Origin of the sequence: Kitasatospora gansuensis (genome assembly GCF_014203705.1) — a bacterium.
In the GTDB taxonomy this organism is placed as follows: domain Bacteria; phylum Actinomycetota; class Actinomycetes; order Streptomycetales; family Streptomycetaceae; genus Kitasatospora; species Kitasatospora gansuensis.
In genome coordinates this window covers 1,081,075-1,100,031 of sequence record NZ_JACHJR010000001.1, presented here as the reverse complement: position 1 = coordinate 1,100,031, position 18,957 = coordinate 1,081,075, and the positions used below count along the sequence as shown (strand labels likewise).

The window sequence follows — 18,957 nt, the reverse complement described above, 5'->3', positions numbered from 1 at the left end:
CGGCCGGGGAGGGTCGGGAAGCGTCGAGCCTATCCCGGCGCAGGGGTCGGATCACAGCCGGTTATCGGCACTGCTGGACAGGTGTCCATGAATAATGGACACTTGTCCAGGAAGTTGTCGGGGCTTGGGAGAGTGGAGAGACCATGCAGATCGTCGCGAACGTCCTGGTCGGCCTGGTGGCCGCGTTGCACGCCTGGATCCTGGTGCTGGAGATGTTCCTCTGGGAGCGCGCGCCGGGGCGCAAGCTCTCCGGCTTCGACTCCGCGATGGCCAAGGCGACCGCCCCGCTCGCGGCCAACCAGGGCCTGTACAACGGCTTCCTGGCCGCCGGTCTGGTCTGGGGCCTGATCGCGGGTGACCCGACCGGGTACCGGGTCCAGGTGTTCTTCCTGAGCTGCGTGGTGGTCGCCGGGCTGTACGGGGCGGCCACCGCCAACCGGCGGATCCTGTTCGCCCAGGCGCTGCCCGGGGCGCTGGCGCTGGCCGCGGTGCTGGTGGCCGGATGAGTCCGGACCAGGACCCGAGGGCCGAGCGGACCAGGGCACGGCTGCGCGCCGCACTGCTGGCCGAGTGCGCCGAACGGCCGCTGGCCGAGCTCGGGGTAGCGGCCCTGACCCGGCGGGCCGAGGTCGGCCGGGCCACCTTCTACGTGCACTACCCCGACCTGCAGGCGCTCGCGGTGGACGCCTGCGCCGAGGTGGTCCGGGACGGCGTGACGGCGCTGCACGCCTGGCGCGGGGTGCCCGACCCGGCCGTGCCGCCGCCCGCGCTGGCCGAGTTCCTGACCGTGCTCGGCAGGCACGGTGCGCTCTACCGGGCGCTGCTCACCCCCGAAGGCGGTGGTCCGCTGGGCGAGCTGATGCACCGTGAGTTGCGCGAGTACAGCCGACGGGAACGCGAGCTGGCCGGTGCGCCGCACGCCGCGCTGGTGGCCACGGCGGTGGCCGCGACCTTCACCGCACTGCTCGCGGACTGGTTGCACGGCGGCTTCACCGGGACCCCGGAGGAGCTGGCCGCCCGGAGCTGGCGGCTGCTGATCGCCCTGCACCGCACGCCACTTGACCTGGGCTGAGCGGTACGGGTGACCCTGACAGGTGTCAGGTACCGGTGGGTTCGGCCCGGTGGTTCGCTGGGTCTCGGCGCGGGAGAGTCCGCGCCGAGACCAGCAAGGAGAACCCTCATGTTCGGTGTGCGCAGGCTGGCCATGGCCGGTGCCGCGATCGCGCTCGGTGTCGCCTCCCTCGGGGCTACCGCCGTCAGTGCGGATGCGGCGAGCGGTTGCTACGGGATCGGCGGCGGCAAGTACAACTGCCACGTCTGGAAGGACGCCCCGTCCTTCCGGGAGGGCAACGTCCGGGTCGGCACCCTGCATGCCGGCACCAACTACTTCTACTGCCAGGCGGTCGGCACCCGGATGTCCGACGGTCAGTACTACAACAAGTGGTACGCCAAGACCGACGACGACAGCGGCAACAAGGGCGTCTGGGTCAACGTCATCTACCTCTCCGGCGGCGGCAACGACGAGCCCGTGCCCGGCCTGCCCACCTGCTGAGGCCCCGTCTGTTGAGGCCCCGTCTGTTGAGGCTCCGTCCGGTGACGTCCCGTCAACCGCCGTACTGCGCCAGGTAGCGCAGCACCAGGTCGACATGGGAGCGGACGCGCTCCGGGACGCCCCCGGCATCGGCCACCGTCTTGTCACTGGTCCGGTACCCGGCGGCGACCAGCTCACGCAGGTCGCCGCCGGTGCCCCGGCGCTTGAGCTGCTGGTCCAGCCAGCAGACGTAGTTGCCCATGGTGATGATGGCGTCCGGGGCCGACATGTAGTCCTTCCGGCCGTCACCGTCGCCGTCCTGTGCCCAGGCCTTGAAGACCGAGGGCGTCCACATCGCGATGCCGTACTCCTGGGTCGCCGGGCGGGCGGCGGCCGGGTCGAAGCCGCTCTCCGCCTTGAGCATGGCGGCGATCAGGGCCGGGCTGATCTCCGGCTCGGGGCAGGCCCGGGCGGCCCGCTCGATCGGCTCGCGCAGAGCAGCCGGTACGTCGGCGTCCGCCGGCAGGGCACCGGCACCGGCCGCCGGGGGAGGAGGGGGCAGGGGCGCCTGCCCGGGGAGGCGCGCCCAGCCGGCCGCCGGGACGGCTGCCAGTAGGGCCGCCGCCAGGACCGTCAGCCGGCCGATCCGGTTCCGTCGTCGAGGGGGTGGAGTGTGCAGAGCCCGCAGTCGAGCCGTCAGCCGGCGGGCGTCCGGCCGGACGGCCTGGTCCACCGCCAGGCAGTCGGCGATCAGCGCCCGCCACCCGGCCGGCAGCCGTTCGTCCAGCCGCAGTGGTGTCACGCCCCGGGCGTACGCCTGCGCGGCCAGGCCCCGGGCCCGTGCGGTCGCGCCGAGGAAGGGGTGCAGCCCACCGGTGAGCACCTGATGGGCCAGCACCCCGAAGGCCCAGACGTCGGCCCCGGGCCGGAGTTGGACGCCCCGGGGCCCCGAGCGCTGCGACCACCACTCCGGTGGCACGTGATCCAGCGAGCCCAGCGGAGGGATGTAGGCGTGCGTGCCCTCCAGCTCGGTGGTCAGCCCGAAGTCCGCGAGGCGGACACTGCCGTCCGCCATCAGCAGCACGTTGCCCGGTTTCAGGTCACCGTGCACCCAGCCCTTGCCGTGCATATGGGCCAGCCCGGTGCACAGTTCGGTCAGCAGCGGCCCGGCCCCGGGGAGCGGGCGGCCGGGCTCCGCGTCCTGGAGCAGCTGCTGGAGGCTGCGCTCGGCCCGCTCCATCACCAGCGCGACGGCGCCGTCCAGCGCCTGCCGGTCCGGGTCCCGCACGGTGACCACCGCCAGGGTCCGGATCAGCTGCGGGTGGTCGGCCCGACGGCTGAACCGGATCTCACGCCGGGTCAGCTCCGCCAGCGTCCGCCGCTGCCCGGGCGCGAGGCGCCCCGGCGGCAGGAACTTCACCGCCACCGGGCTCCCGTCGGCCTCGCTGCGTCCCGCGTACACCCGGCCCCAGGCCCCGGCCCCGATCGGGCCGGTGATCCGGTACCCGGCCACCAGGTAGCCGGTCGGGACGTCGGTCGGCTCCATCGGCGCCGGGTCTCAGCAGCCGCGCCGGGCGGCGACGGGCCCAGCGCCCGCCGCCTGGCCCACCGCTGCCTGGCCCATCACTGCCTGGCTCACCACTGCCGCCGCCCTCGGTGCGGTCAGCAGCGCGAGGTGCTCCTCGCGGACCAGGTCGAAGCGCAGTGCCAGCGACACCAGCTCCTCCCGCTTGCGGCCCGTCCGCCCGCCGTCCTCGCACTCCCGGAGCCGGAGCTTGGTGTCGGCCAGATAGTCGATGTGGTAGTTGACGGCGGATCGGGTCAGCGTGCGGCAGTCCGGGTGCTGGTGCAGCCGTTGCAGCACGTCGTTCACCCCGGGGACGGCTGCCGCGGAGGGCTCGCGCAGCCGCGGTTCGCAGAGCGCCAGCAGGACGAGGAAGTACTTGGCGGTCGGGTCCAGGGCGAACGGGCTGACGGTGAGGTCGCCGCCCTTGCGGTCCGGCTGCCCGTCCAGGTAGGCGTGCTGCGGAGCGAAGACCTTGAAGTCGCTCGGCCCGTCGACCGACGGCAGCACCACCCGGGCGAACTCGAACGGCACCGGTGCGCCCAGCCGCCCGGGCGCCACCTTGACGTGCTCGCCCGCGCCCTCCAGGTTCTCCACCACGTACGTCGCGGTGGAGCTGAAGTTGGACAGCCGCCAGTAGTCCTCGGCCGCCGTCACCTCGCCCGCCCGCCGGGAGACCCCCTGGTCGGCCAGCTCGATGGCGACCGGACAGTCCGGCGCACCCCGCCCGAAGTCCGCCTGCTCACCGGGCCCCATCCGCAGCAGCCGGGGCCGGTCCGAGGGCACCTCACCCCGGCGCGGCGGGAGTTGGACGATGACGGTGTCCATCGAGGCTCCTCCTGCCGGCGGCGGTCGTGCGCGAACCATGCTAGACGCTCCGCTGTCGGGCAGTCACCATCCGTACGGGTGGCGGCCGTTCGGGCCAATCAGGCCGGGCCGCCGCTCACCGGAGCCGTCCCGCCCTCAGCTCCAGCCGGCCCGGTACGCGGCCCAGTCCGCCGAGGTGGCGGTGAAGTCGACGTACAGCGCCAGGCCGAAGCCCTGCCGTCCCGGCGCCGTCCGGCCGAGCGAGAGCCGGGCGCCCCGGACGGCGGCGGCCACCGTCTCGGCCGAGCCCCGGTGGCCGAAGGTGTCGTCCTGGTAGGCGGGCAGCCCCATCAGCAGGTCCACCTGAGAAGGCGTCACCTCGAGGGCCAGCGTGGTCTGCTGGGCCACGTAGCCGCCGTACAGGGACTGCACGGGCATCCCGGTGTCGTACGACATCACCGCGACCTGCTCGACCCGCCGGGCCACCTCGGCGAAGTACGCCTGCGACCACCACTTGCCGTGGTCGAAGACGGTGGTGGAGAGCGCGTGCAGGCCCGGCAGCGGATCGATCTGCGGGGTCGCCACCGAGAGCGGCACACCCCGGGCGGCGGTCAGCGCGTGTGCCTGGTCGAGCAGTGCCAGGAAGCCGGCCGAGCCGGAGCGGATCGGTTCCAGGTCGTAGTGCACCCCGTCGAAGTCGAGGTCCAGCACCTGCCCGCTCGCGGCGGTGATCCGGTCGCGGACGGCGGGGTCGGTCAGCTCCAGGCCGTCCTTCTCCGGCCGCACCACATCGCCCAGCCAGGACTGCACCCGCAGCCCGGGCAGCTCCCGGTGCACCTCGGCGAGGAACTGACGGGCCCTCGGGTAGCGGTCCGCACGCAGCGAGCCGTCGTGCTCCAGCGGCCCGGTGTGCACGTACAGGTCGCGCATGCCCGTCCCGGCCAGCAGCCGCGTCAATGCGGCGACGTCCGCTTCCCCCTTCCGTCCGTCCACCCACGCGTGCCCCAGCCAGAGCGCGTCCCGGCCCCGGGTTCTGGCCTGGTCGGACGGGTCGCCGGCGTACTGCCAGCGCAGCGCGGCCGCCGCCCCGGCCGCCGGAAGGAGCAGCAGCGCCAGGGCCAGCAGGCCACTCACCCCGGTCCGCCGCCACCGCGACCAGCCCCGCCAACGCCGCCCGATCTTCTTGATCATCCGTCCTCCTTGTGGGAGGAAGACGCTCAGGATGCGAAACAGGTTCTCGCCCCGAGCCCGCGGCCCGATACCCTGACCGCGTGCGTCCCGTACACGGACAGGCCGCATAGCCGACAGCCGTCGCACCCAGGGAGTAGCCCCATGGCCACAGCCGTCCCCTCGTCCGCACCGACCGCCTCCGCTGCGCAGCATCGTGCGGATGCGTTGCGTGAAGCGCTTGCCACTCGGGTGGTGGTGGCCGATGGTGCGATGGGCACCATGCTGCAGGCGCAGGATCCTTCGATGGAGGATTTCCAGCAGCTTGAGGGCTGCAACGAGGTCCTGAACCTGACCCGCCCCGACATCGTGCGCTCGGTGCACGACGCGTACTTCGGTGTGGGTGTGGACTGTGTGGAGACGAACACCTTCGGTGCCAACCACGCGGCGCTGGCGGAGTACGACATCCCGGAGCGGGTGTTCGAGCTGTCCGAGGCCGGTGCCCGGGTCGCCCGCGAGGCCGCCGACACCTTCACCGCTCAGGACGGCCGCCCCCGCTGGGTGCTTGGCTCGATCGGCCCCGGCACCAAGCTCCCCACGCTGGGCCATGCCCCGTACGAGCTGCTCCGGGACGGCTTCCAGAAGAACGCCGCCGGTCTGATCGCGGGTGGTGCGGATGCGCTGCTGGTGGAGACGAGTCAGGATCTGCTGCAGACCAAGGCGGCCATCCTCGGCTCCAAGCGGGCGCTGGCGGAGGCGGGGCTGGATCTGCCGGTGTTGGTGCAGGTGACGGTGGAGACCACCGGCACGATGTTGCTGGGCTCGGAGATCGGCGCGGCGCTGACCGCGCTGGAGCCACTCGGGGTGGACTACATCGGGCTGAACTGCGCCACCGGCCCCGCCGAGATGAGCGAGCATCTGCGGTATCTGGCGAAGAACGCCAGGATCGGCCTGTCCTGCATGCCGAACGCGGGTCTGCCGGTGCTGGGCAAGGACGGCGCGCACTACCCGCTCAGCCCGGCGGAGCTGGCCGAGGCGCATGACACCTTCACCCGCGAGTACGGCCTGTCGCTGGTCGGCGGCTGCTGCGGCACCACCCCCGAGCACCTGCGCGCCGTGGTCGAGAAGGTCCAGGGCCGCCCGGTCGCCGCCCGCGACCCGCGACCCGAGCCGGCGGCCGCCTCGCTGTATCAGCCGGTGCCGTTCCGTCAGGACACCTCGTACCTGGCGATCGGCGAGCGGACCAACGCCAACGGGTCGAAGAAGTTCCGCGACTCGATGCTGGCCGGTGACTGGCAGGCGTGTGTGGAGATCGCCCGCGACCAGATCCGTGACGGCTCGCACCTGCTGGACCTGTGCGTCGACTACGTCGGCCGTGACGGTGTCGCCGACATGAAGGAGATCGCCGGCCGCCTGGCCACCGCCTCCACCCTGCCGATCGTCCTGGACTCCACCGAACCGGACGTGCTGCGGGCCGGCCTGGAGGCCCTGGGTGGGCGGGCGGTGCTGAACTCGGTGAACTACGAGGACGGGGACGGCCCGGACACGAGGTTCGGGCGGATCGCGTCCCTGGCGCGTGAGCACGGCGCGGGGCTGATCGCGCTGACCATCGACGAGGAGGGCCAGGCCCGCACCGCGGACGCGAAGGTGGCGATCGCCGAGCGCCTGATCACGCAGCTCACAGATGAGTACGGCGTCGACGAGGGTTCGATCCTGGTGGACTGCCTGGCCTTCACCCTGGGCACGGGTCAGGAGGAGTCGAGGCGTGACGGCATCGAGACGATCGAAGCGATCCGCGAGCTCAAGCGGCGTCACCCCGACGTGCAGACCACGCTCGGTCTTTCCAACATCTCGTTCGGGCTGAGCCCGGCGGCCCGTCAGGTCATCAACTCCGTGTTCCTGCACGAGTGCGTCGAGGCCGGTCTGGATTCGGCGATCGTGCACGCCTCCAAGATCCTCCCGATCGCCCGGATCCCGGAGGAGCAGCGCGAGGTCGCTCTCGACCTGGTGTACGACCGCCGCCGCGAGGCCACCGACACCGAAGAGGGCTATGACCCGCTGCAGCGGCTGCTGCAGCTGTTCGAGGGCGTCAGCATGGCCAGCTCGGCGGCGTCGAAGGCGGAGGAGCTGGCTGCTCTGCCGCTGGAGGAGCGCCTGCAGCGCCGCATCATCGACGGTGAGCGCAAGGGCCTGGAAGCCGACCTGGACGAGGCCCTCACCGAGCGCCCCGCACTGGAGATCGTCAACGGCACACTCCTGGCCGGGATGAAGGTCGTCGGTGAACTGTTCGGCTCAGGCCAGATGCAGCTGCCGTTCGTCCTGCAGTCCGCCGAGGTGATGAAGACCGCCGTCGCCCACCTCGAACCGCACATGGAGAAGTCCGACGACGAGGGCAAGGGCACCATCGTGCTGGCCACCGTCAAGGGCGACGTCCACGACATCGGCAAGAACCTCGTCGACATCATCCTCTCCAACAACGGCTACACGGTGGTCAACCTCGGCATCAAGCAGCCCGTCTCCGCCATCCTCGACGCCGCCCAGGAACACCGCGCCGACGTCATCGGCATGTCCGGCCTCCTCGTCAAGTCCACCGTCATCATGAAGGAGAACCTGCAGGAGCTGAACCAGCGTCAGCTCGCCGCCGACTTCCCCGTCATCCTCGGCGGCGCCGCCCTCACCCGCGCCTACGTCGAACAAGACCTCCACGAAATCTACGAAGGCGAAGTCCGCTACGCCCGCGACGCCTTCGAGGGCCTCCGCCTCATGGACGCCCTGATCGCGGTCAAGCGCGGGGTGCCCGGTGCGACGCTGCCGGAGCTGAAGAAGCGTCGGCACGCCAAGGTCGAGGTGGAGGAGGTCGAGGAGGTCAACCTCGGTCAGATCCGCTCCGACGTCTCGGTGGACAACCGGGTGCCCGCCCCGCCGTTCTGGGGCGACCGGATCGTCAAGGGCATCCCGTTCGCCGACTACTCCTCCTGGCTGGACGAGGACGCGCTGTTCAAGGGCCAGTGGGGCCTGAAGGCGGCGCGCGCCGGTGGCCCGTCGTACGAGGAGCTGGTGGAGACCGAGGGCCGTCCCCGGCTGCGGATGTGGCTGGACCGCCTGCAGACCGAGGGCTGGCTGGAGGCCGCCGTGGTCTACGGCTACTACCCGGCCGCGTCCAAGGGCGACGACCTGCTGGTCTTCAACGAGGACGGCAGCGAGCGCACGCGCTTCACGTTCCCGCGTCAGCGGCGTGGCCGCCGGCTCTGCCTGGCCGACTTCTTCCGCCCCGAGGAGAGCGGTCAGAAGGACGTGCTGGGCCTGCAGGTGGTCACCATGGGCAACCGGATCTCGGAGGCGGCCAACGAGCTGTTCGCCGCCGACGCGTACCGGGACTACCTCGAGCTGCACGGCCTCTCGGTCCAACTCGCCGAGGCGCTGGCCGAGTTCTGGCACGCCCGGGTCCGGTTCGAGCTGGGCTTCGGCGACGAGGACCCGCAGGACGTCAAGGACATGTTCGCGCTGAAGTACCGCGGCGCCCGCTTCTCGCTCGGCTACGGGGCCTGCCCCGAGCTGGAGGACCGGGCAAAGATCGCCGAGCTGCTGCAGCCGGAGCGGATCGGCGTGGTGCTGTCGGAGGAGTTCCAGCTGCACCCGGAGCAGTCCACCGACGCCATCGTGATCCACCACCCGGAGGCGAAGTACTTCAACGCCCGCTAGTCCGACAGCCCGCCTGGCTCGGCGGCGCCGACATCGGCGCCGCCGGCCACGCCACTTCAGCACCGGGTAACCGACTGGCCGCGCTCCGTTCGCTCCCAACCGAGGGACGAGGCGTATCCTGGATCACCCTGAACGGGCCGGTCCGCTCAAAAGCGGGCCGGCCTGTGCCATCCCCGGGGACGGCCGGACGGAAGGACGCCCACCATGACCACCATCTCCACCGCCACCACCCAGAGGCTCGACCACGGGGACGGCGACGGCCTCCAGGCCGTGCTGCTGGACATGGACGGCACCCTGGTCGACACCGAGGACTTCTGGTGGCAGTCGGAGGTCTCGCTCTTCGCCGAGCTGGGCTACGAGCTGAACGAGGCGGACCGGGCGCACGTGGTCGGCGGCCCGATGAGCCGGGTGCTGGACTACCTGATCGCGACCACCGGCGTCGGGCTCGGCCAGGCCGAGCTGACGGTGCTGATCAACCAGCGCTTCGTCGACCTGCTGGCCGGTGGCGTCCCGCTGATGCCCGGGGCCGAGCGACTGCTCAACACCCTTGCCGCGCACGGCATCCCGGCCGCCCTGGTGTCCGCCTCGCACCGGCACATCATCGACATCGTGCTGGACAGCCTGGGCCGGCACCACTTCGCCTTCTCGGTCGCGGGGGACGAGGTGGCCCGCACCAAGCCGCATCCCGACCCGTACCTGGCCGCCGTCGCCCGGTTCGGCGCCGAGCCCGGCCGCTGCGTGGTGGTCGAGGACGCCCCGACCGGCGTGCAGGCCGGTCTGGCGGCCGGCTGCCCGGTGATCGCGGTGCCCTCGGTGGCGCCGATCGAGCCCGGCCCCGGCCGCACCGTGCTGCGCTCGCTGGAGCAGCTGGATCTGGAGCTGCTGCGCGCGGTGGTGGCCGCCCGGGTCTGAGGACACCGGGGCCCGGGGCTTACTGGATCTGTGCATGTCAGAGCCTGGATGAGAGCCGGTTCGGGCCTGAGGTCGCAGGTCACGATTCGGGTGTGAAATTGCTCGCGCGGTCGCTGCCCGCCGTCACCGGTCGGAGACGGCGGGCAGCGGTCGGTTCGGGAGAAATCGGGCATTGGCTGACAACTCGTCATCGACGGGGCAGCTGACGCTCCGTCATCACGGCTCCGGTCGTCTCGACGGGTGATATCCGTGCGTGATCGATATGGCACGCTACATCCGATCAGATCCGACCACAGACGCCCGCCACACCCGCGCGGGCGCCCGACGGCAGCCACCGGCCCACCAGCCGGTCAGCCCGCAGAAGGAACGTGTTTGCGTTGCGCATGACTTCAGCCAACCGACTGGCCGTGCTGGCATGCGCCACCCTGGTCGCCACCACGGCCGCGGGCTGCGCCTCGGCCAAGAAGGTCGTCACCGGCGGTGACGACAAGGGCGCCATCACGATGGGGACGTCCAGCGGCACCTCGGTGCTGGATCCGGCCGGCGCGTACGACGCCGGTTCCTGGCTGGTGCTCAACAACACCTTCCAGTCGCTGCTGAAGTTCCCCGCCGGGGCCACCAGCCCGCTGCCCGACGCCGCCGAGTCCTGTGCCTTCACCGGGGCTGACGCGCTGGTCTACAAGTGCGTGATGCGCGGTGGCCTGAAGTTCTCCAACGGGCACCCGCTGACCGCCGAGGACGTGGTCTTCTCGATCCAGCGGATGCAGAAGATCAACGACGAGAACGGTCCGGCCGGCCTGCTGTCGACCATCAAGTCGGTCGAGGCCAACGGCAGCGAGGTGACCGTCCAGCTGAACACCCCGGACGCGGTGCTCCCGGCCAAGCTCGCCTCGGCGGCGGGCTCGATCGTGGACCACCAGGTCTTCCCGGCCGACAAGCTGCTCGCCAACGACAAGCTGGTCGGCTCGGGCCCGTACAAGTTCGACTCGATCGAGGCGAACGCCAAGGGTGCGCCCCAGAAGATCTCGCTCTCCGCCAACAGCGAGTACCACGGCGAGGCCAAGCTGCAGAACAACAAGTTCGTGCTGCGCTACTTCGAGGACCCGGCCGGCCTCAAGAACGCGCTGGAGCAGGGCGACATCGACCTGGCCGACAACGGCCTGGACCCGGCCACCGCCGCCAAGCTCAAGGAAGACCAGCTGGCCGGCACCGGCAAGCTCAAGGTGGCCGAGGGCGAGAGTGCGGAGGCCCGCTTCATGGTCTTCAACACCAAGGACGCGCTGACCGGCAACCCGGCCGTCCGGCAGGCCGTGGCGCAGCTGGTGGACCGCAAGGCGCTGGCCCGCGACGTGTACGAGCGCTCCGTGCAGCCGCTCTACTCGATCGTCCCGGCCGGGATCAACGGGCACACCACCGCGTACTTCGACCGCTACGGCGAGCCGGACGTGGCCAAGGCCAAGAAGCTGCTCGCCGCCGGCAAGGTGGCCACCCCGGTCAAGCTCAGCCTGACCTGGTCCCGGGCCCGGGCCGGCGAGGCGGAGGCCAACGAGCTGAAGAAGCAGCTGGACGCCAGCGGCCTGTTCCAGGTGACGGTCCAGCAGGAGCCGGACTGGAAGACGTACATCAAGAACTGGAGCGAGGGCAAGTACCAGGCGTACGTGGTCGCCTGGACGCCGGACTACGCGGACGCCGACAACTTCGTCACCCCGCTGGTGGTGGAGGGCGGCGCCTTCCACAACGGCTGGGACGACCCGCGGATCAGCCAGAAGCTGGTGCCCGAGAGCATCAAGCAGACCGACCGCACCGCCGGTGGCGCGTACGCGCAGATGCAGAACATGGTGGCCGAGGCCGCGCCGCTGGTGCCGCTGTTCCAGAACAAGGCGTTCTACGCCTCGGGCACCGACATCACCGGCGTGGACGGCACGGTGGACACCACCGGCGTGTTCCGGTTCTGGGAGATCGGCCGCGCCGCCAAGAAGTAACGTTCCGTCAGCAACAGAGGGCCCCACTCCCGTCCGGGAGTGGGGCCCTCTGCGCACCGCATGGCCCTACTGCGCGCCCGGCCGGACCAGGCCGCTCTCGTACGCGTAGACCGCGGCCTGCACCCGGTCCCGCAGCTGGAGCTTGGTCAGCACGTGCCCGACGTGCGTCTTCACCGTCGTCTCGCTGACGTACAGTTCGCCGGCGATCTCCGCGTTGGAGAGCCCCCGGGCCACCAGCTTGAGCACCTCGAGCTCACGCTCCGTCAGCGCGGTGAGCGCCTGCGGCGGCGCCTCGTCGCCGGAGGGCAGCTTGGTGGCGTACATGTCCAGCAGCCGGCGGGTGATGGACGGGGCCAGCATCGCCGCGCCGTCCGCGACCACCCGGATCGCCTGCACCAGTTCCTCGGCCGGCACGTCCTTGAGCAGGAAGCCGCTGGCCCCCGCCCGGAGCGCCTCGACCACGTACTCGTCCAGGTCGAAGGTGGTGAGCACCAGCACCTTGGCCGGGCCGTCCCGGCCGGGGCCGGCGATCCGCCGGGTGGCCTCGACGCCGTCCATCCGGGGCATCCGGATGTCCATCAGCACCACGTCCGGCTGGAGCGCCCGGACCTGCTCAAGCGCCTGCTGCCCGTCCCCGGCCTCGCCCACCACCACCAGGTCGGCCTCGGCCTCCAGGATCATCCGGAAACCGGTACGCAGCAGCGGCTGGTCGTCGACCAGCAGCACTCGGATCGTCACTCGGACTCCTTGCCCGTCTGTCCCGTCACGGGACCGTCGTCTGCGCGTACGTCGCCGCGCTCGTCTTCCTGCCCGTCGTCGTGCCGCCGCACCGGCAGCGGGTACGGCGGGGGAGTTCCCCCGAACTCCGGGCAGCTGTTCTGATGGTCGCACCAGTCGCACAGCCGGTTGCGGGTGGCCGGGAAGTCGCCGGTGGCGACCGCCTGGCCGATGGCCTCCCAGAGGGCGGTCAGCTTCCGCTCCACCGCGAGCAGGTCGGCCTCGTCCGGGTCGTACGTGACCACGTCCCCGCCGCCGCCCAGGTAGACCAGCTGGAGGCGCTTGGGCAGCACGCCCTTCCACCGCCAGACCACCAGGGCGTAGAACTTCATCTGGAACATCGCCTTGCCCTCGAAGTCGCGCGAGGGCGCCCGGCCGGTCTTGTAGTCGACCAGCCGGACCTCACCGCTCGGCGCGACGTCGACCCGGTCGATGTAGCCGCGCAGCAGCAGGCCCGAGCCGAGCACCGTCTCCACGTAGAGCTCGCGCTCCACCGGGTGCAGCCTGGTCGGGTCCTCCAGCCGGAACCAACGGTCGATCAGCTTCTCCGCGTCGCCCAGCCAGCGGGTCAGCGCCGCGCCGTCCGGGTCGTCGGGGAACAGCCCGGAGAGCTCGGGCCGCTCGCCGAGCAGCCGCTCCCACTGCGGCCGGAGCAGCCCGAGGGCCTGCTCCGGGGTGCGCTCGGCGGCCGGGCTGTCGAACAGCCGCTCCAGGACCGCGTGCACCACGGTGCCCCGGGTGGCGGCCGCGCTGGGCGGCTCCGGCAGCCGGTCGATCACCCGCAGGCGGTAGAGCAGCGGGCAGGTCATGAAGTCGCCCGCCCGGCTCGGTGACAGCCCGGTCGGCGGCCGCGGCGTTCTGGGGGCGGGGATCTCCGCCGAGGCAGGGGCCGCCTCGGCGGGGGCGCTGTCGGTCTGGTGCATGCCTCCGACCTTATTGCCCCCGGCGGTCATCTCGCGGTCAGGTCACTGTCACGCCAGACACAGCTGTGCAACGACGGTGCTCGGCCGTGCGTTGGACGGGTAGAGAACACATGGACGGGGCGGTCGGCCGATCCACCGGGAGATCACGTAGCGTGGCGGGACCGGCTACAGCGGACGTGCGGCAACAGACAAGGGGCCACGGTGAGTGAGACCAGCGGGCAGCGGGAACGGCCCGGCGGGATCCTGATGGGGCGTCCGTTCGGCGTGCCCGTCTACGTCACGCCGTCCTGGTTCGTCATCGCGGCGCTGATCACCTACGTCTTCGGCGGCCAGCTCGCCGAGGTGCTGCCCGAGCTCGGCGGCACCCGCTACCTGGTCTCGTTCTCCTTCGCGGTGGCGTTCTACGCCTCGGTGCTGGTGCACGAGCTGGCGCACACCGTGGTGGCGCTCCGGCTCAAGCTCAACCCGCGCCGGATCCAGCTGCAGTTCTTCGGCGGCGTCTCCGAGATCGAGAAGGAGGCCGACACCCCGGCCCGGGAGTTCTGGCTGGCCTTCGTCGGCCCGCTGCTCTCGCTGGTCCTCGGCGGTGTCTTCTACCTGGCCTTCCAGGGCGTGCACTCGGCCAGTGTGCCCGGGGTGCTGCTGGCCGGACTCTTCGTCAGCAACCTGGTGGTGGCCGCCTTCAACCTGCTGCCCGGCCTGCCGCTGGACGGCGGCCGGATCCTGCGCGCGCTGGTCTGGGGCGTCACCGGGCGCCCGATGACGGGCACCGTGGCCGCCGTCTGGACCGGCCGGGCGCTGGCCCTGGTGGTGCTGATCGGCCTGCCGCTGTACACCGCCTCGCGCAGCGGCCTGGAGCGCTCCACCACGGACGGCCTGATCGACAGCGTGCTGGCCGCCGTGCTTGCCGTGATCATCTGGAACGGGGCCGGCGGCGCCCTGCGCAACGCCCGGCTCAAGGAGGCGCTGCCCGCCCTGCGGCTGGCCGAACTGGCCAGGCGCAGCGTCTCGGTGACCGCCGACACCCCCCTCGGCGAGGCGCTCCGGCGGGCCCGGGAGGCCCAGGCCGGCGCTGTCGTCGTGGTGGACGGGAACGGCGAGCCGACCGGCCTGGTGAAGGAGGCGGCGGTGAACGCCGTCCCGGAGCAGCGCCGCCCCTGGGTCGCGGTCGGCGGCCTGGCCCGGGACCTGGAGCCGGGCCTGCGGCTCGGCGTCGAGCTGACCGGGGAGCAGCTGCTGACCGCGATGCGCGGCACCCCGGCGACCGAGTACCTGGTGCTCCGGCCGGACGGCACGGTGTACGGCGTGCTGACCCTGTCCGACCTGGAGCGGCGGCTGAACGCGGCGGTCCGCAGGCGCTGAAAGCGGGCTGAGCCGGCACCGAACGATCACTTGGTCGGCGGAGCGTTCCGCTTCCCTTAGGATTGTCCGCATGTCCGAACCGACCGGTGCCACCCGCCGACGCGGGCCCTTCCAGGTCGGGGACCAGGTCCAGCTGACCGACCCCAAGGGCCGCCACTACACGTTCACGCTCCAGGCCGGGAACCAGTTCCACACCCACAAGGGTGCGTTCCCCCATGACGAGCTGATCGGCGCCCCCGAGGGCACTGTCGTGCGCACCACGGGGAACGTCCCGTATCTCGCGCTGCGCCCCCTGCTCCCCGACTACGTCCTGTCCATGCCCCGCGGCGCCGCCGTGATCTACCCCAAGGACGCGGGGCAGATCCTGGCGATGGCCGACATCTTCGCGGGCGCCCGCGTGGTCGAGGCGGGTGTCGGCTCCGGCGCGCTCTCCACGTACCTGCTGCGCGCCGTCGGTGACACCGGCCTGCTCGCCTCGTACGAGCGCCGCCAGGACTTCGCCGACATCGCCAAGGCCAACGTCGAGCGTTACTTCGGCAGCCCGCACCCGGCTTGGAAGCTGACGGTCGGTGACCTCCAGGACAACCTGGTGGAGACCGAGGTCGACCGGATGATCCTCGACATGCTGGCCCCCTGGGAGTGCCTGGACGTGGCGTCCAAGGCGCTCGTCCCCGGCGGTCTGCTCTGCTGCTACGTGGCCACCACCACGCAGCTCTCGCGCACCGTCGAGGCGCTCCGCGAGCACGGCACCTTCACCGAGCCGGCGTCCTGGGAGACCATGGTCCGCACCTGGCACGTCGAGGGTCTCGCCGTCCGCCCGGACCACCGCATGATCGGCCACACCGGCTTCCTGCTGACCAGCCGTCGGCTGGCCGACGGGGTCGAGCCGCCGCTGCGCCGTCGCCGCCCGGCCAAGGGCTCGTACGGCGAGGACTACGAGAGCGGCCCCGGCGCGGCGGAGAAGTCGCTCGCCGAGCGCGCGGCCGAGCGGGCCGCCGCGGCTGCGCACACGGCCGCCAAGGAAGCCGAGTAACACCACCGACTGCACAACAGGGGCGCGGAGCTGCAAAGTTCCGCGCCCCTGTGTGCTCTCCCGGGAGCCGGGCGTGAAATGATGCAGCTCATTGCCACCCCACCCTGGGAGGGGACTGCCTGGTGGAACTCGCGGTCGAGACGGTGCAGATGACAGAGCAGCAGGTCGGGCCCCCGGTAGGCAGGGCGAGGACGAGAGTGCGGCACTGGGTGCTGGTGGCGGCGGCGACCGCCGCGGTGATCGCCGGCGCGCTGGCGGTGAACCCGGCGCAGGGCACCGTCAGAGCGAGCAGGCCGGCCGCGCCGAGCGCCCTGCCGAGCGCCGCGGCCCCCGACCCCGCCAAGGCCACGCTGCCGCTCGACTGCGGCCCGTTCCCCACCGCCGTGGCGCTGAGCTTCGGCGCGGTGCTGGACGGCCGGCCGAGCACGGTGGTGGCGGCGCACTGCGCGGCCGAGAACGGCACCCCGCCGGACGGCGTGTACCTGCTGACCCCCGGTCAGGACGGCCGCCCGCAGATCTCCGCGACGCTGGTGAAGCCGACCGAGGGCCTGACCGTCACCGAGCTCAAGCTGCGCAGCGACGGGACCATCACGGCCCGGGCCCGCGGCTACTCCAGTGACGAGATCCCGCGCTACGCCCCGGATCTGACGGTGCTGCTGTCCTGGCACCACCAGGCCGGCGGCGGCTGGCTCCGCAGCAGGACCACGGAGCCGGCCACCAAGGTGTGAGCCCGGGTGTGACGCCGGGTCAGTCGACGCCGGGTCAGTCGGCGTCCGGGCCGTACACCTCGACCCGGTCGCTCACCCGGCGGACGTGGATGCAGTCCCCGGGGCACTCCTTGGCCGAATCCACCACGTCCTGAAGCAGCGTCAGCGGCACCGGCGCGGAGTCGCCGGGCTGCTGGCGCAGCTCGTCGTCGTCGCCCTTGACGTAGGCCAGGCCATCGATGTCCAACTCGAAGACCTCGGGGGCGTACTGCACACAGATGCCGTCCCCCGTGCAGAGGTCCTGGTCGATCCAGACCTCAAGCGCTTCGCCCGTGGTGGCTTCGCCGGTCACCGACATGTCCCCTGCCGTTTCCTGCCCGGTCCGGTCTATCCCGTCCTGGGGCATTCCTGCCATTCGTACACTGATCCGACCGGCTCCCCCGGGTCACGATCGGATATTGACCCGACCGACGATACATCTGGTCTGCTTTGACCGGTGCGCGGTGGGTATCTCCTCTGCAGAGGGGAAGCATCCGAGGGCGAAGATCGGACACGCCCGTTCCAACTTTCTGATCTAGGGGTTTACACCCCCCTGGTCCCAGGTAGGTTTGGGTCGTCCAGCTCCCCCAGGAGGAGGTGAGGACCGTGGCATCCCACGATGACGACTACAACCGCAGCGCCGGCCGGCCCGTTCGGGGTTCCGACGAGGCTGCTCAGGTCTCGTACCTTGAGCAGGAGGTCGCCGCCCTGCGCCGCAAGCTCGCCGACTCACCGCGCAGTTCTCGGATTCTCGAGGACCGCATCGTCGAGCTCCAGACCAACCTGGCCGGTGTCACCGCCCAGAACGAACGGCTCGCCTCCACGCTCCGCGAGGCCCGCGACCAGATCGTGGCCCTCAAGGAGGAAGTCGACCGGCTCGCCCAGCCCCCGGCCGGATTCGGCACCTTCCTCACGCAGAACGAGGACGGTACCGCCGACATCTTCACCGGTGGCCGCAAGCTGCGGGTGAACGTCAGCCCGAGCATCGACCTCGACGAACTCCGCCGTGGTCAGGAGGTGATGCTCAACGAGGCGCTCAACGTCGTGGAAGCGATGGCCTTCGAGAGCATCGGCGACATCGTGACCCTCAAGGAGGTGCTGGAGGACGGCGAACGCGCCCTGGTCACCGGTCACACCGACGAGGAGCGGGTGGTCCGGCTCGCCGAGCCGCTGCACGGCGTCACGCTGCGCTCCGGTGACGCCCTCCTGCTGGAGCCCCGCTCCGGCTACGTCTACGAAGTCGTCCCCAAGTCGGAGGTCGAGGACCTGGTCCTCGAGGAGGTGCCGGACATCGACTACCGGCAGATCGGCGGTCTGGGCAACCAGATCGAGCAGATCCGCGACGCGGTCGAACTCCCGTACCTGCACGCCGACCTGTTCAAGGAGTACGAGCTGCGCCCGCCCAAGGGCGTGCTGCTCTACGGCCCGCCCGGCTGCGGCAAGACGCTCATCGCCAAGGCGGTGGCGAACTCGCTGGCCAAGAAGGTCGCCGAGGTGACCGGGCGCCCGCAGGGCAAGAGCTACTTCCTGAACATCAAGGGCCCGGAGCTGCTGAACAAGTACGTCGGCGAGACCGAGCGGCAGATCCGCCTGGTCTTCCAGCGGGCCAGGGAGAAGGCCAGCGAGGGTACTCCGGTCATCGTCTTCTTCGACGAGATGGAGTCGCTGTTCCGCACCCGTGGGTCGGGCGTCAGCTCGGACGTGGAGAACACCATCGTCCCCCAGCTGCTCGCCGAGATCGACGGTGTGGAGGGCCTGGAGAACGTCATCGTGATCGGCGCCTCGAACCGCGAGGACATGATCGACCCGGCGATCCTGCGGCCCGGCCGCCTGGACGTCAAGATCAAGATCGAGCGCCCCGACGCCGAGGCCGCGAAGGACATCTTCTCCAAGTACCTCAAGGACTCGCTGCCGTTCCACCCGGACGACCTCAAGGAGCACGAGGGCTCGGTCGAGGCGACCGTGCTCGGGATGATCCAGGCCGTGGTTGAGCGGATGTACACCGAGACCGAGGAGAACCGCTTCCTGGAGGTCACCTACGCCAACGGTGACAAGGAGGTCCTGTACTTCAAGGACTTCAACTCCGGCGCGATGATCCAGAACATCGTCGACCGGGCGAAGAAGATGGCCATCAAGGCCTTCCTCGACACCGGCCAGCACGGTCTGCGGGTGGCCCACCTGCTCGCCGCCTGCGTGGACGAGTTCAAGGAGAACGAGGACCTGCCGAACACCACCAACCCGGACGACTGGGCCCGGATCTCGGGCAAGAAGGGCGAGCGGATCGTCTTCATCCGCACCCTGGTCACCGGCAAGCAGGGCGCCGAGTCCGGCCGGTCGATCGACACCGTGGCGAACACGGGGCAGTACCTGTAACACCGCTCCACCTGAAGGACCGCTCAACTCACCGTCCGGCTGCGGCGCCCACCCGCCCCGCAGCCGGACGGCGCGTCT

Annotated in this window: 16 protein-coding genes; 10 read left to right on the top strand and 6 right to left on the bottom strand. The window is 71.1% G+C overall.

All coding sequences use genetic code 11. The annotated features are described in order from the left end of the window. Nucleotides 1-143: 143 nt before the first annotated feature. From F4556_RS05105 to F4556_RS05095, 3 genes are all read left to right on the top strand, one after another. Nucleotides 144-506 carry a DUF1304 domain-containing protein gene (locus tag F4556_RS05105; protein WP_184911956.1) on the top strand — a complete coding sequence of 121 codons (363 nt, stop codon included), beginning with the start codon at nucleotides 144-146 and terminating at the stop codon, nucleotides 504-506. Then, nucleotides 503-1,072 carry a TetR/AcrR family transcriptional regulator gene (locus F4556_RS05100; protein ID WP_184911954.1) on the top strand — a complete coding sequence of 190 codons (570 nt, stop codon included), beginning with the start codon at nucleotides 503-505 and terminating at the stop codon, nucleotides 1,070-1,072. The genes F4556_RS05105 and F4556_RS05100 overlap by 4 nt, the downstream gene beginning before the upstream one ends. A 108-nt stretch (nucleotides 1,073-1,180) precedes the next feature. Continuing rightward, nucleotides 1,181-1,552, top strand: coding sequence for a hypothetical protein (locus F4556_RS05095; protein WP_184911952.1), 372 nt, complete (start codon nucleotides 1,181-1,183; stop codon nucleotides 1,550-1,552). A 52-nt stretch (nucleotides 1,553-1,604) separates the two neighbouring features. Here the strand turns inward: F4556_RS05095 and F4556_RS05090 are convergent, their stop codons facing one another. The 3 genes from F4556_RS05090 to F4556_RS05080 all read right to left on the bottom strand — a co-directional run bounded on the left by F4556_RS05090 (nucleotide 1,605) and on the right by F4556_RS05080 (nucleotide 5,093). Continuing rightward, on the bottom strand, nucleotides 1,605-3,077 hold the full coding sequence (locus F4556_RS05090; protein WP_184911951.1) for a serine/threonine-protein kinase: 1,473 nt from the start codon (nucleotides 3,075-3,077) through the stop codon (nucleotides 1,605-1,607). A gap of 12 nt (nucleotides 3,078-3,089) precedes the next feature. Then, entirely contained in the window at nucleotides 3,090-3,923 is an 834-nt protein-coding gene (locus F4556_RS05085; protein ID WP_184911949.1) for a serine/threonine protein kinase, read from the bottom strand. A 135-nt stretch (nucleotides 3,924-4,058) separates the two neighbouring features. Further along, on the bottom strand, nucleotides 4,059-5,093 hold the full coding sequence (locus tag F4556_RS05080; protein WP_184911948.1) for a glycoside hydrolase family 18 protein: 1,035 nt from the start codon (nucleotides 5,091-5,093) through the stop codon (nucleotides 4,059-4,061). A gap of 141 nt (nucleotides 5,094-5,234) precedes the next feature. Between F4556_RS05080 and metH the strand changes: the two genes are divergently transcribed. The 3 genes from metH (at nucleotide 5,235) to F4556_RS05065 (ending at nucleotide 11,665) form a co-directional block, all read left to right on the top strand. After that, nucleotides 5,235-8,771, top strand: coding sequence for a methionine synthase (gene metH, locus F4556_RS05075; RefSeq protein ID WP_184911946.1), 3,537 nt, complete (start codon nucleotides 5,235-5,237; stop codon nucleotides 8,769-8,771). 204 nt (nucleotides 8,772-8,975) lie between these two features. Further along, the gene (locus F4556_RS05070; RefSeq protein ID WP_184911944.1) at nucleotides 8,976-9,683 is read left to right on the top strand and encodes an HAD family hydrolase; all 708 of its coding nucleotides are present in this window, start codon (nucleotides 8,976-8,978) and stop codon (nucleotides 9,681-9,683) included. Nucleotides 9,684-10,066: 383 nt separating this feature from the next. Then, nucleotides 10,067-11,665, top strand: coding sequence for an ABC transporter substrate-binding protein (locus F4556_RS05065; protein WP_184911943.1), 1,599 nt, complete (start codon nucleotides 10,067-10,069; stop codon nucleotides 11,663-11,665). A gap of 66 nt (nucleotides 11,666-11,731) precedes the next feature. Here the strand turns inward: F4556_RS05065 and F4556_RS05060 are convergent, their stop codons facing one another. Both F4556_RS05060 and F4556_RS05055 read right to left on the bottom strand, forming a co-directional pair. Then, nucleotides 11,732-12,403 (bottom strand): response regulator, encoded by a 672-nt coding sequence (locus tag F4556_RS05060; protein WP_184911941.1) that lies wholly within the window; start codon nucleotides 12,401-12,403, stop codon nucleotides 11,732-11,734. Continuing rightward, entirely contained in the window at nucleotides 12,400-13,365 is a 966-nt protein-coding gene (locus F4556_RS05055; protein ID WP_184911940.1) for a RecB family exonuclease, read from the bottom strand. The genes F4556_RS05060 and F4556_RS05055 overlap by 4 nt, the downstream gene beginning before the upstream one ends. 201 nt (nucleotides 13,366-13,566) lie before the next feature. Between F4556_RS05055 and F4556_RS38955 the strand changes: the two genes are divergently transcribed. The 3 genes from F4556_RS38955 (at nucleotide 13,567) to F4556_RS05040 (ending at nucleotide 16,488) form a co-directional block, all read left to right on the top strand. After that, the gene (locus F4556_RS38955) at nucleotides 13,567-14,727 is read left to right on the top strand and encodes a site-2 protease family protein (RefSeq protein ID WP_313068159.1); all 1,161 of its coding nucleotides are present in this window, start codon (nucleotides 13,567-13,569) and stop codon (nucleotides 14,725-14,727) included. 70 nt (nucleotides 14,728-14,797) lie between these two features. Next, on the top strand, nucleotides 14,798-15,760 hold the full coding sequence (locus tag F4556_RS05045) for a tRNA (adenine-N1)-methyltransferase (RefSeq protein ID WP_184911938.1): 963 nt from the start codon (nucleotides 14,798-14,800) through the stop codon (nucleotides 15,758-15,760). Nucleotides 15,761-15,957: 197 nt separating this feature from the next. After that, nucleotides 15,958-16,488, top strand: a complete 531-nt coding sequence (locus tag F4556_RS05040) for a hypothetical protein (RefSeq protein ID WP_184911937.1) — start codon at nucleotides 15,958-15,960, stop codon at nucleotides 16,486-16,488. Nucleotides 16,489-16,522: 34 nt separating this feature from the next. Here the strand turns inward: F4556_RS05040 and F4556_RS05035 are convergent, their stop codons facing one another. Beyond that, a complete protein-coding gene (locus tag F4556_RS05035; protein ID WP_184911935.1) occupies nucleotides 16,523-16,825 on the bottom strand; it encodes a ferredoxin in 303 nt (100 codons plus the stop codon). Nucleotides 16,826-17,112: 287 nt separating this feature from the next. On the opposite strand from F4556_RS05035, the gene arc reads away from it, so the two are divergent. Next, nucleotides 17,113-18,879, top strand: a complete 1,767-nt coding sequence (gene arc / locus F4556_RS05030; protein ID WP_184911934.1) for a proteasome ATPase — start codon at nucleotides 17,113-17,115, stop codon at nucleotides 18,877-18,879. Nucleotides 18,880-18,957: the final 78 nt, after the last annotated feature.